Source organism: Vibrio sp. R10-SG3-ISO3 (assembly GCF_059834225.1).
Window position 1 is genome coordinate 1 of record NZ_JCBDHE010000053.1, and the last position, 11,688, is coordinate 11,688.

General features: G+C 49.2%; 11 protein-coding genes. 3 read left to right on the top strand and 8 right to left on the bottom strand.

Annotated features, from left to right (window positions below; all coding sequences use genetic code 11):
• Together AC6R1A_RS16545 and AC6R1A_RS16550 are read left to right on the top strand one after the other, a co-directional pair.
• Positions 1-208 (top strand): hypothetical protein (locus AC6R1A_RS16545; RefSeq protein WP_500646203.1); only part of this gene is annotated, 208 nt, incomplete at its 5' end.
• A 13-nt stretch (positions 209-221) separates the two neighbouring features.
• Positions 222-1,445 (top strand): tetratricopeptide repeat protein, encoded by a 1,224-nt coding sequence (locus AC6R1A_RS16550; RefSeq protein WP_500646204.1) that lies wholly within the window; start codon positions 222-224, stop codon positions 1,443-1,445.
• Positions 1,446-1,529: 84 nt separating this feature from the next.
• Here AC6R1A_RS16550 and sstT read toward each other — a convergent pair whose 3' ends face one another.
• The 6 genes from sstT to AC6R1A_RS16580 form a co-directional block, all read right to left on the bottom strand.
• Positions 1,530-2,750: a serine/threonine transporter SstT gene (gene sstT, locus AC6R1A_RS16555; RefSeq protein WP_500626198.1), complete on the bottom strand. Its 1,221-nt coding sequence runs from the start codon at positions 2,748-2,750 to the stop codon at positions 1,530-1,532.
• 250 nt (positions 2,751-3,000) lie between these two features.
• Entirely contained in the window at positions 3,001-3,447 is a 447-nt protein-coding gene (locus AC6R1A_RS16560; RefSeq protein ID WP_500632799.1) for a copper chaperone PCu(A)C, read from the bottom strand.
• Positions 3,448-3,473: 26 nt separating this feature from the next.
• On the bottom strand, positions 3,474-4,085 hold the full coding sequence (locus AC6R1A_RS16565) for an SCO family protein (RefSeq protein WP_500632800.1): 612 nt from the start codon (positions 4,083-4,085) through the stop codon (positions 3,474-3,476).
• The gene (locus tag AC6R1A_RS16570; protein WP_500632801.1) at positions 4,082-4,543 is read right to left on the bottom strand and encodes a hypothetical protein; all 462 of its coding nucleotides are present in this window, start codon (positions 4,541-4,543) and stop codon (positions 4,082-4,084) included. The genes AC6R1A_RS16565 and AC6R1A_RS16570 overlap by 4 nt, the downstream gene beginning before the upstream one ends.
• Before the next feature lie 106 nt (positions 4,544-4,649).
• Positions 4,650-5,183 (bottom strand): GNAT family N-acetyltransferase, encoded by a 534-nt coding sequence (locus AC6R1A_RS16575; RefSeq protein WP_500628497.1) that lies wholly within the window; start codon positions 5,181-5,183, stop codon positions 4,650-4,652.
• Positions 5,184-5,234: 51 nt separating this feature from the next.
• Complete coding sequence (locus AC6R1A_RS16580) at positions 5,235-5,867, bottom strand: DUF2057 family protein (protein ID WP_500632802.1); 633 nt, start codon at positions 5,865-5,867, stop codon at positions 5,235-5,237.
• A 520-nt stretch (positions 5,868-6,387) separates the two neighbouring features.
• Between AC6R1A_RS16580 and AC6R1A_RS16585 the strand changes: the two genes are divergently transcribed.
• Positions 6,388-7,785: a tryptophanase gene (locus tag AC6R1A_RS16585; RefSeq protein ID WP_500632803.1), complete on the top strand. Its 1,398-nt coding sequence runs from the start codon at positions 6,388-6,390 to the stop codon at positions 7,783-7,785.
• Between the two features lie 108 nt (positions 7,786-7,893).
• On the opposite strand, the gene AC6R1A_RS16590 is transcribed toward AC6R1A_RS16585, so the two are convergent.
• Together AC6R1A_RS16590 and AC6R1A_RS16595 are read right to left on the bottom strand one after the other, a co-directional pair.
• On the bottom strand, positions 7,894-10,011 hold the full coding sequence (locus AC6R1A_RS16590; RefSeq protein ID WP_500632804.1) for a type I secretion system permease/ATPase: 2,118 nt from the start codon (positions 10,009-10,011) through the stop codon (positions 7,894-7,896).
• A 15-nt stretch (positions 10,012-10,026) separates the two neighbouring features.
• The coding region (locus AC6R1A_RS16595; protein ID WP_500646205.1) for an EAL domain-containing protein at positions 10,027-11,688 on the bottom strand (1,662 nt) is incomplete at its 5' end.

The following is an 11,688-nucleotide window of genomic DNA, read 5'->3' on the forward strand; positions in this document are numbered from 1 at the left end:
GCTGATTAATGCTCCTACCCCCACAGAAGATTCTTCAGCGCCGCCTTTTTCAATACCAAATTTGCTGTGTATTGTGAGAGAATTTTATGTTTTTACCCAAAGGGTCTCGCTATCGTCGCCAATAATCATCGATGTGTTGGGAATGAATGGTATGATGGAAGCCTTAAGAAAGTGGGCTTATCGCCGATATAAGCCGCAACAGAACTGAAACTAAGACCATCATGAATATAGTGGGTATCGCGATTGGCGCGACCGGATTATTGTTATTGTGCCTGTTTCTTTGGATGCTGGCACTCTCGCTGCGTAAAAAGCGTTTAGAGAATGAGCGTAAAGCGCGCGATATGGCGCTACGAAAAGCCATCGAGAAGAATCGTAAGCAGGAAAAAGAGGAGCGCTTGTATAAAGCGGAGTCTGGCCATGTCCCGACGATTCTGTATTTAGCGAAAGAAGCGGAGCGCCATAACATTCAAGAAGCCTTGTATTGGTATACCAAAGCGGCCAAACAGGACAATGTGACCGGGATGTATGGCGTGGTGCGTATCAGCAATCGCATGAAACAAGATGTGATCTTGAAGGAGCAGGCCAAGTACTGGCAAACGTGCATTGCCGCCCATGAGGGGAGTCTTCCTCATCGCTTTGAGATGGGAGTGGCGCTGTTCCACGGACGTGGTGTCGAGAAAGACATTGTGAAAGCGCTAGAGACGATAGAAAGCGCCGCCAAGCAAAACTTTGTTGATGCGATCAACTTCCTTGGCGACTGGTATATTGCACCGAATAACCCACAGACTAATCCAACAAAATCGACGGAGTATTTTCGTCGCGCTGCGGCGCTGAAAAGCAATGAAGGTCGAATGAAGTTAGGTCTGAATTATATCTACGGACGTGGTGTTCCTGTCAGCCACGAAAAAGGGTGTTACTGGCTCGAAAGAGCGGCGGAAAAGGGTTACCTTGAAGCGATGTACCGTGCCGGTGAAGCTTGGATGGATTACCGCCCCAATGGCAACTCTATCGCTTATATTTGGCTGTTTCTAGCGGCGCAACTCGGCTACGAGCAAGCCAGATTGCTACGCGATCAAGTGGCACTGAATATTGGTGTGGATACTGTCGTGGGCTTGCAAGCCTTATCTAAGCCAATGTTAAAGAAGATCCGAGAAAAGAAAGTCAGCAAGCATTCGATTATTCGTGCGTTGAACAAGCTCTATAAACGCAAAATCCCGTTATTAGAGCAGGATCTATCGGTCTTGAATAAAGAAGAGCTACTGAGCAAAGAAGCGCTGCCAAGCGGAGGCGATTCTGCGTTACCAGAGTCGCAAACAGAGACGCGCCAGCCAGATCCTTCTCGGCAAGGTGAGACGCAAGATCAAGGTGAGGAGCGTACAACGAGCGACCCACTAGACTTTAGCCAGTCACATTTTGCACCGACATCTAAATCATCCGGTCATTGAACCGATCCGACGAATGATTGAATGTGCAACAATAAAAAAGGCTCCCAGTTGGACTGGGAGCCTTTGTCGTTTATGCATGTGTGATTATGCGTTCTCTTGATTGTGTTTCGATTTGCAAACGGCTGCAGTAAACACAACGTCGGTTGAACTGTTTAGCGCGGTTTCTGCGGAATCTTGCACAACACCAATGATAAAGCCGACCGCGACGACCTGCATCGCCACTTCGTTTGGAATACCAAAGAGGCCACACGCTAAAGGAATCAGCAGCAATGAACCACCGGCCACGCCCGACGCGCCGCAGGCAGAAATGGATGCCACAATGCTTAGAAGCAAGGCTGTCATTAGATCAACTTCAATGCCCAGGGTATGAACCGCCGCCAACGTCAGGGTTGTGATGGTAATAGCTGCACCTGCCATGTTGATGGTGGCCCCGAGTGGGATGGACACGGAGTAGGTGTCTTCATCTAAATCCAGCTTTTCACACAACGCCATGTTGACCGGGATATTGGCTGCACTTGAACGGGTAAAGAAGGCGGTAACGCCACTTTCACGCAGACATTGGAATACCAGCGGGTATGGGTTTTGACCAGTCTTTACTAAAACAATCAGTGGGTTGACCACCAATGCGATGATTGCCATCGAACCAAGTAATACCGCTAGAAGGTGTGCATAACCAGCCAGCGCTTCAAAACCTGTGGTTGCCAGTGTTGAAGAAACGAGACCGAAAATACCAAAAGGAGCAAGACGGATAATGAAACGAACGATTTGCGATACGCCGTGGCTAAGATCTTCAAACACGGCTTTCGTCGTACCTGAAGCATGATGCAGAGCCAAACCAAGACCGACAGCCCAAGCTAGGATACCGATGTAGTTTGCACTCATTAGCGCATTGACTGGGTTGTCGACCAACTTAAACAGCAGCGTATTTAATACTTCACCAATGCCTTGCGGTGGTGTAGCGCCTTCTGCACCCGATACCAGTGTCAAGGTGGTAGGGAACAAAAAGCTCAGTACGACGGCCGTTAGGGCGGCGGTTAATGTACCAAATAGGTACAAAACCACGATAGGACGCATGTAAGTGTGTTGGTTTTTCTTTTGGTTGGCGATAGACGCAGCCACCAAAATGAAAACCAAGATAGGCGCGACGGCTTTTAGTGCGCCGACAAATAGGCTTCCAAGTAACCCGACACTTTGAGCAGACTCCGGAGACACGGTAGCCAGTCCAACACCAAGGATGATACCGGCTAGGATCTGTAGCACCAGATTTCCGCGCGCAAAGCGGGCAAAAATAGAGTTGTGTTGCATATGTATCCCTGCAATGAATAATTATCTGAGGTTATAGTTATTCCAGCTATTCCTAGCTGAAGCCGATATACTAGCGTGTTGAAATAATGTGTCTAGAATTAATTGAAACATAGATGAAACAATTGGATTTTTATCAAAGTTGTAAATTATATGTTACCAAGATGGTGTTATCTACAATAAAAGAATGATAAGAAAAAGGGAGCATACGCTCCCTTAGTGTTGTCTTAATTGGCCGCATTCGGCATCGACGTTAGTGGTGGTGTTTCATCCCGCTCATCACCTTTTTCACAGGAGCGGTAAAGGTTTGTGACTCGCCATTTAGGTATTCAATGGTCACTTCAATCTCTTCACCTTCGACCAAAGGTGCCGTTAAATCAAACAGCATGATATGCAGGCTACCCGGTTTCAGTTCCACTTGCTCGTGGGCGGGTACGGTGATGCGCTCAATTTGGCGCATTTTCATCACATCGCCCTCTTTGATCACATCATGTAACTCCACTTTGCCTGCCGCACTAGTGGAGGCCGAGGTGATGATTCGCTCCTCATCACCTTTGTTCATTAGGGTGACAAACACGGCGCTGGTTACCGCTGCGGGCGGCGTGGCACGAGCGTACGCATGGTGTGTCATGACATCGGTATTCGCAATGGCTGAAGCGCTCATCAGCAGCGAAGACAGTAGAAGTGTAGGCAGTTTCATCAGGCAATCCTTTCTTTCTCAATCAATTATTTTTCATCAGCCTGCTGGGGCTGTTTGGTCACGGTGTTCAACGCCTCAACAATAGGCGCGGGCGTTAGAGTGTGTGGGACTTTGGTCAACAGTGTCCCATTCGGCGCTAAAAAGTAGAAGTAGGAGCTGTGATCGAGTGTGTAACCTAGCTCAGAGTTTTCCAGTTCGGTTTTTCTAAATATTACGCCATAGCGATGGGCGAGCGGGGTGGTGATCTCAAGAGGCGCCGAGAGCCCTTCTATTGACGGATGAAAATACTGCGCGTAGCGATGTGCATCGGCAGCGGCATCTCGCTCGGGATCTAAAGAGATAAACATGGGTCTAAATTGGTGTTGAACCTCTTCACCCACCTGATTTAGAGCGCCAGCCAGCATGGCCAGTGAAGTGGGGCAGACATCGGGGCAGCGAGTGAACCCAAAGTAAACCACACGGATACGTGGGTCGGACGAGTCAAAAATATCAACGGGTTGGCCTTGCTCACCATACAATATGGACGCGTCACGGCTATCATTGGTTGGGGTGACCTGCGATTGGTGATCGAGATAGCTTTTAAGGCCAAATCCCAGCGCAAAGGCGACGACTAAAATCAGGGACCAATTTCGACTCATCTTTCCATCCTTACTGAGAGTTTATGGTGGGTATGACCGTCAGAGACGGTGCCATACCAAGTCATGGCGTCTGTCGTACAGACGGGGAGTAGCAGTTCGCCTTGATATTGGCCATCCCCTGTCCGCGTAAGCAAAAACTTTGGCGAACCCATCTCCATTTCAACGCCCTGGAGTGACAGAACCAGCGATTGAGCATCGTTGTCTGGCCAGGCGACAGAGACGGTAGTCGGCAGCAGAGGCTGACTGGTGTCTTTATCCGCGTGAATCGAGACCTTGCCTAATTGACACGAAGACGTGGTGAGGGCGCAGTACTCACTTAAGTCAATGGAAGTGTGTTGGTGGCGGGCTGTGCTCAACCAATGATAAATGTCACTGGCAAAGTAACCGCCACTGAGCGCCATGAGCACCAGTAGCCACCGCCAACGGCCTTTCCCGTGTATCGAAAAGCTTGATGTCATCGAACCGCCTCTCACATAAAAATGTCACATCGACCAACAAGAGTGGCGGGATGTTACCACAGCTCAACGTGAACTCTGTATGGCCGGTAAGGATTTGTGCGCAAAATCAATGCTTTTTAAGCAGGCCGTAGATAGCGTGGCTTAATAAGCGGCCATCAATGTTTTCCTGATGACTTAAGATTCCCTCAAGGGTCATACCGCAACGCGTGGCGACGGCGCGGCTCGCGTGATTGTCGACCGCAGCGCTCAGTTGGACTTTTTCCATCTGGTATTGGTCAAAGGCGATGTGCGTCAGCGCTTGAACCACTCGCGTGGCTATCCCCTTACCTTGATGGTGTTGGCTTATCCAGTAGCCGACTTCAACGCATTTGGTGTCATGGTTGATGCTATTGAAACTGCAGTTACCAATAATATCGCCATTGTAGAGGATGGCGCAGGTCATGGATTTGCCATCGGCGTAATCATGTAAGGAGCGTTGAATGAACAGGCGAAAATCTTGCTCTGTTTGGCAATGGGCAGGCCAAGCTAGCCATTGTGTTAGGTAGGGCAGTTGCTCTGTGACCAACTGAGCATAGTGGGCCGCGAACGACTCATGAACCAGTGCCAATGAGACTTCGTCATCAACCTCATAACGAAACATGCTTGCACTCCTTTGCAAAGAAATAACGCGCTCGTTTGAGCGCGTGGGTGATTATTGGTTGTTGATGTGCGCTTTGAAACGAGCTTGAGTTTCTGCGTCAGCTTTGTTGTACCAAAAATGGAGCATTTCTTCGGCCGTATTGCTGTCAACTTGTGTGGTAGGGGCTGGCGTGGCAACTGCAGCCGTAGCAGCGACGGTAGAGAGTGCTGCGACACCACCTTGGCGGTTGTACTCGGCCAGTTCGATTTGGTGGTTGCGCCCAAGTTGAAAGCCATCTTTGACCAATTTATCTTGTTTGGTCTCCAGCATGTTGCCACTCTCATCTACAAGTGACCACTCGACATGACTGATTTGCTTGCGCGCCTGGTTTTCATTGCGGTATTTAGGCAGAGCAAATTCTAGCTTAGTGTTTGAAGCGTTGAAGGTGCCAACGAGCGGATCGCTTTCTAAAATGACGCGATCATTACCTTGGTCAAAATAGGGTTGGTACTGGAACAAAATTTGGTTCTCACCATCTGGTAGGGTCAGGGTTTTCGACGCAGAGAAAAACCCGCCTTCTAGTTTAGGGCTAGCGCCATTGACCACTAATACATTAATGGTATCAGGAATGGAAAGGGTGACATCGGCAAAGGCTGCGCTACTGATCAATGCGGTCGCAGCGAAAAGGCAAAATTGATTTTTCATGGTATTCCCTAATTACAGAGTAGCCTATGAAACAGGCACTTAACTCATGCATCATCGCGCGTATCGGGCGTCGATTTCAATAACCTTATGTGAGAAGTTTGAAAATTTAACACAATCTTCATTGGCGTAAAGGTCGCACACCGATTAGACCAGATTCTGTATGGTTTATTGTGCGGCGTACTTCACGGTAATCTCAAAAAGGTTTTCGCTATAGTGTAGGAATGTTCAATTCAACCGGAGGATAACGCTATGACAAGCAGCATGCTGGTCGACTTTTTCGTGCGACAATCAGCACTAGACAGCAAACTCGTGTTGTCGTCGTGGTACAACTTGGACTACTGCCTTTCCCTGCTCAGCAAAGAATCCTCATCACTTTGATCCCCTTTGTCAGCGCCATGCGCTGCGAGAAACACAACCGTTAAATACATTTTAAGATCGTCACTGCGTGATGCCGCATATGCATGCTGCTCTGGCACGCTTGCGTATCGCGAGTGCTGGCGATCAATCAAAGGATCAAAAGATGAAACGCATTCCAGAACCGTTCCGTATTAAGATGGTGGAACCGATTAAAATGACCACCTACCAAGACCGAGTTGAAGCGCTCAATGAGGCTGGACTTAACCCGTTTTTGCTTAGAAGTGACGATGTGTACATCGACTTGCTCACCGACTCCGGTACCGGAGCGATGAGTGACAACCAATGGGCAGGCTTGATGCTGGGGGATGAGTCTTATGCGGGCAGCCGCAACTACTACAACCTTTGCGCGGCAGTAGAGCATTTTTTTGGCTATAAACTTACGGTTCCCGCACACCAAGGTAGAGGTGCTGAGCAGATCCTCTTCCCCGCGTTGATTGAAAGAATGAAAGTGGTACGCGGTGGTACTGAGCCTGTCTTTATCTCCAACTACCATTTTGATACGACCGCAGGTCATATCGAGCTAAACGGCGGCAAAGCGATTAACGTTGTCGATGATCGCGCGTTTGATACTACCACGCCGTATGACTGGAAAGGCAACTTTGACCTCGATAAACTGCAAACCACCATAGAGGCTCATGGTGCCAACAATATCTGTGCGATCATCACGACGGTGACGTGTAACAGCTCGGGTGGGCAACCTGTTTCCATGGCCAACATGCGCGCGGTGTACGAGATTGCTTCGAAAAATGATATTCCAGTGGTAATCGATTCCGCGCGTTACTGTGAAAACGCCTACTTTATTAAGCAACGTGAGCCCGGCTATCAAGATAAGTCGATACTTGAGATCATCCGTGAGATGTACCAGTACGGGGACATGTTGACCATGTCGGCGAAAAAAGACCCAATGGTGAACATTGGTGGTTTATGCTGCATTCGAGATCATGAAGAGTTATTCCAAGCAGTGCGCACCCGATGTGTGCCGATGGAAGGGTTTGTCACCTATGGTGGTATGGCGGGCCGTGACATGGAAGCGCTCGCACGTGGTCTCTATGAAGGGGCAGACGAAGATTTCCTTCATTACCGCATCTCTCAGGTTGAGTATCTAGGTGAACGTTTGCAAGAAGGCGGTATCCCGATCCAAACGCCAACGGGCGGCCATGCGGTGTTTGTCGATGCGGCGAAAATCTTGCCTCACATTCCAGCGGATGAGTTTCCTGCCCAAGTGCTCTGTAATGCGCTCTATTTAGAAGCGGGTATTCGCGCGGTTGAGATTGGCTCTTTGTTGCTTGGTCGAGATCCTCAAACGGGGGAACAAAAAGCCTCTGATTTGGAGTTGATGCGTTTAACCATTCCGCGCCGCGTCTACACCAATGATCACATGGATTATATTGCCGATGCGATCATTGCCCTGAAAGAGCGCGCACATGAACTCAAAGGATTGACGTTCGATTACGAGCCACCAGTGCTGCGTCACTTTACGGCGCGTTTTCGCTCTAAGTAATGGAGTATATTTGCCTAGGTAAGTATTCACCTAGGTCACTATTCACATAAACAACAACGCGCCAAACGGTTTAACACCGAGTGGCGCGTTGCTTCATCAGAGCGTGGTTTAGTGATTGACTGCTCGCACTTTACCTTGTTTCAAGCTGCTCAGTACCTCAGCCTTTGGGCCGTCAGCGATAATGCTGCCTTTTTCCATCACGATGACCCTATCGACGACATCAAGCATTGAGGTTTTATGCGTGATAAGGATCAGCGTCTCGCTCGATTTCAATTGAGAGAGCTGCTGCTTGATATGCATCTCAGAGCGATTATCCATTGCGCTGGTGGGTTCATCCATCAGCAAAACGGGTGGGCGGCCAAGTAAGGCTCGCGCGATGGCGACGGATTGTCTTTGACCGCCGGACAGCAGCATTCCTCCTTCACCCACTTGCCTTTCTAGCCCAGCAGGGTCTTGTTGAGTAAACACGGTCACGCCAGCGCGGTTAGCCGCATCCATTACATCGCGATCGTCGGCTAGCGGTTTGCCAAGCGTAATATTATCGCGAATCGAGCCGTAGAATAGCTGACTGTCTTGCGGTACACAGCCAATGTTGCGTCTTACGTCGATGTGGTGCATTTGGTCTATGTCCGTATCGTCGATACGCACGTGTCCTTCAGTGGGTTTGTACAAGCCCATGATCAAGCGCTCAAGTGTGGTCTTGCCTGAGCCAATTCGACCTATGATCGCCACTTTTTCTCCTGGGTTGATAACTAAACTGAGATCTCGAATAGACGCGATGGGTGAGTCAGGGTAGTGAAAGGTGACTTTATCAAGCTCAATCTTACCGTGTACGATTGGGCGGTGAATGTAGCGTTTACCCTCTTCTTGTTCGTCAGGCATCGACATGACTTGCTCAATGATGGTCATTGAGGATTTGGCTTGGTTGTATCGAGTCGAGAGCAGTGACAGCTGCACCATAGGGCCAATCGCTCGACCGCTCAACATGGTGGCAGCAATCAGACCGCCCATGGTCAATTCACCTTCAGAGATCAAATACACACCAAGAATGATCATCCCAACGTTCGACGCTTGCTGAACAAATCCCGCTGTGTTCTGAATGCCATCGGTAATTCGGCGACTTTTGATGTTCCAGTTGGCCATGTGGGCAACGGCTTCTTCCCAGCGGAACTGAAATTGGCTTTGGGCGCCAAATAGTTTCACGGTTTCAAGCCCAGCCAAACTCTCAATCAAGTTCGCGTATTTTTGCGATGCGAGTCTTGAACCCTCTTCGATGGTATGACGCAAAGGCCCTTGAATCAGCAGTGAGTAGATGACCAGGATCACCACCCCGACAATCGGTACCAGCACCAAATTACCAGCCATTAGCCAAATCAGAAGCAAAAACAGCAGCGCAAAAGGCAAGTCAATCAACGAGCCTATGGTTGCCGAGGTGAAGAACTCACGAATCGATTCAAACTCTTGTAAGTGGCGAGCAAATGCACCCACGGAAGGGGGGCGAGACTCCATTCGGATCCCCATCACTTTGCTAAAGAGTTTGGAGGAGATGAGAATGTCCGACTTTTTACCTGCTACATCAATGAAGTAACTTCTTAGTAGTTTGAGCACCAAATCAAACAAGAAGATGACAAAGATACCGCTCGCCAACACCCACAAGGTTTCAAACGCCAAGTTGGGGACCACTTTGTCGTACACCAAGCGGGTAAACATTGGCGCAGCAACGGCGAACAGGTTAATGAGAATAGACGCAATTAACACATCTCGATAAATGCGTTTCGATTGCCAAATGGTGCTCCAGAACCAGTGCCCCTTTTTGGTATTGAGCACTTCGGGTGAGCGTTCATCGTAACGGAATTGCTTTTTGACCAAGAAGTAGCGGCCAATGTAGAGCGCTTCGAGTTCATCCATGCTGATGGAAATCGGCACAAGGCCGGATTCACCCGTAACGATTTCTGCTTCGCTGCCTTCGTCATTGATGCTGTTGAGAACGCACGCGTCACCGCTTTTGAGCAGCAACACAACGGGCAATACCAATTGAGGAATGTCGCTCAGTTTTGAGCGGTTTTCTTTCGCGACTAGACCAGCCCGTTCAGCCGAGCGCGGAAATAGGAAAGGTGTGAGCTTCCCGTCAGCAAGAGGCAGCCCATTGATGAGTGCCTCTGGAGAGTTCGCTAAACCATAGTAGCGACTGACGTAGATAAGCGAATTTAATAGCGGATCCTGCATGCTAACCCTTTGTCGTTATTTATCTACGATGAAGCCCTGGAAGACTTCAATAAAATGTTCAGATAGGAAATCAAGCTGCGTTTGTGTTTCCACGCGCGAGGCGATGGTCTTGATACCCAAATTATGCGCAGTGCGCGAGATAGACGTCAATGTGAACTTCTGCTTTTCATCATCAAGGTGGTGAGTGTAGAGATAATCCAGTTTCACGTACGCAGGACGGAACTCGTTGATGTAATCAAGCGATTGGAAATTCCGGCCGTAATTATCGACACCAAAGTCGGCGCCAGCCGTACGAATGGCATTACAAAATAGCGCAGTGTGGTGTGGTGCATTGATAAAGCAGTTTTCTGGAATCTCAAAGTGGAGCAGAGGGGCGACTTTGCTGTGCTTGGCTAAATATTGAGATATCCAGCGAATGAAGCTTGGTTGGGAAATACTGCTTTGCGACATATTGATGGCAACGGGTTCTTTGAATTCGCCGCGGCTTAGCTTATCCACCACCGATTGAATGACGTACTCATCAAAGATGTGGCTTGCGCCCAATTGCTCGAGCGCAAACAGGTATTGGTTGGCGGTATAACGCTCATCGCCTTTCTCAATCGCAGAGAACACCTCGCGGTGGTATGTCTGTCCCCAGGAGTCGTTCGCGGCTTGGAACCTAAAGGAGAACCAATCGTTGCTGATCGCCTCTTCCACCAAGTTTTTCCATTGCTGTTTGCCCATGAGATTTTCAGTGTTTTCACCGGTCACATAGCCATAATTGGAATCTGGGTTTGCTTTGGCCGCTGCCAACGCGTTATCGAGCATGGTGAGGATTTCAGACGTCCCGCGCGATGTTTTGCTGTACACCACACCCAGTGACACATTAGCGGTCGCCATGCCGGTAGGATCGGCACTGACATCTTGCACAAAGGTAATGATGCTGTCCGCCATCAGTTTGAGCTCGCTGTCATCGATGTTAGGAAGGATGAAACCGAACTCTTCAGACGAGATACGCGCTAATGTCGCTTCCGGCGAGGAGATAGAGACTTTTAGATGTTCGGCCAGCTCTCTGACCATGCCATCACCCGCTTCATAGCCTTTTTCTTCATACAGTTCACGGATAAAGCTCGCCTCTAAGATAGCAACGCCACCCATTCCGCCTTCGGTCAACCATGCGTTTAATTGGCTCATGTAGTAAGCGCGGTTGCCTAATTGAGACACGGGATCGATGTAGGCACGTTGTCTCAATTGCTGTGCTTCTTGAGCTTGCGCTTTAAACGATTTTTCTACTTGTGCAGACATGCTGTTGATGCCATCGACCACGTAGATGAGATCTTTGGTCGCTGGGCGGGGAAGAGGTTCGCCGAATTGATTCTTCGCCACTTGCTCCATTTTGGTGACGATGAGCTGGAGCGGCTTTAATGCGCGGCGCAAGATGAAAGAGATCGCAAACAAGCCAATGAGGAAGATAAAGCAGAACGCATAAACCAAACGTTCGAAGGCAAGCCATAGCTGGGTGTAGGCATCCCCAGGGTGGCTGACAATTTCGACTTCCGCCAACTGCATCCAGCCACTGGTGACCACACGTCGATCGTGAATAGTGTCGAACAGCTTAAGATCGGTAAACCAAGTTGGAACATTGACGGGTTTGATAGGGTAGGCGCGCAATATCTCATCGCCTGTATCGAGGAAAAT

Excerpts from the sequence above, each read along its gene's own strand:
- AC6R1A_RS16550 (WP_500646204.1), top strand. The coding sequence starts at position 222 with ATGAATATAGTGGGTATCGCGATTGGCGCGACCGGATTATTGTTATTG.
- AC6R1A_RS16585 (WP_500632803.1), top strand. The coding sequence starts at position 6,388 with ATGAAACGCATTCCAGAACCGTTCCGTATTAAGATGGTGGAACCGATT.
- AC6R1A_RS16570 (WP_500632801.1), bottom strand. The coding sequence starts at position 4,543 with ATGACATCAAGCTTTTCGATACACGGGAAAGGCCGTTGGCGGTGGCTA.
- AC6R1A_RS16575 (WP_500628497.1), bottom strand. The coding sequence starts at position 5,183 with ATGTTTCGTTATGAGGTTGATGACGAAGTCTCATTGGCACTGGTTCAT.
- AC6R1A_RS16580 (WP_500632802.1), bottom strand. The coding sequence starts at position 5,867 with ATGAAAAATCAATTTTGCCTTTTCGCTGCGACCGCATTGATCAGTAGC.
- AC6R1A_RS16560 (WP_500632799.1), bottom strand. The coding sequence starts at position 3,447 with ATGAAACTGCCTACACTTCTACTGTCTTCGCTGCTGATGAGCGCTTCA.
- AC6R1A_RS16565 (WP_500632800.1), bottom strand. The coding sequence starts at position 4,085 with ATGAGTCGAAATTGGTCCCTGATTTTAGTCGTCGCCTTTGCGCTGGGA.
- sstT (WP_500626198.1), bottom strand. The coding sequence starts at position 2,750 with ATGCAACACAACTCTATTTTTGCCCGCTTTGCGCGCGGAAATCTGGTG.
- AC6R1A_RS16590 (WP_500632804.1), bottom strand. The coding sequence starts at position 10,011 with ATGCAGGATCCGCTATTAAATTCGCTTATCTACGTCAGTCGCTACTAT.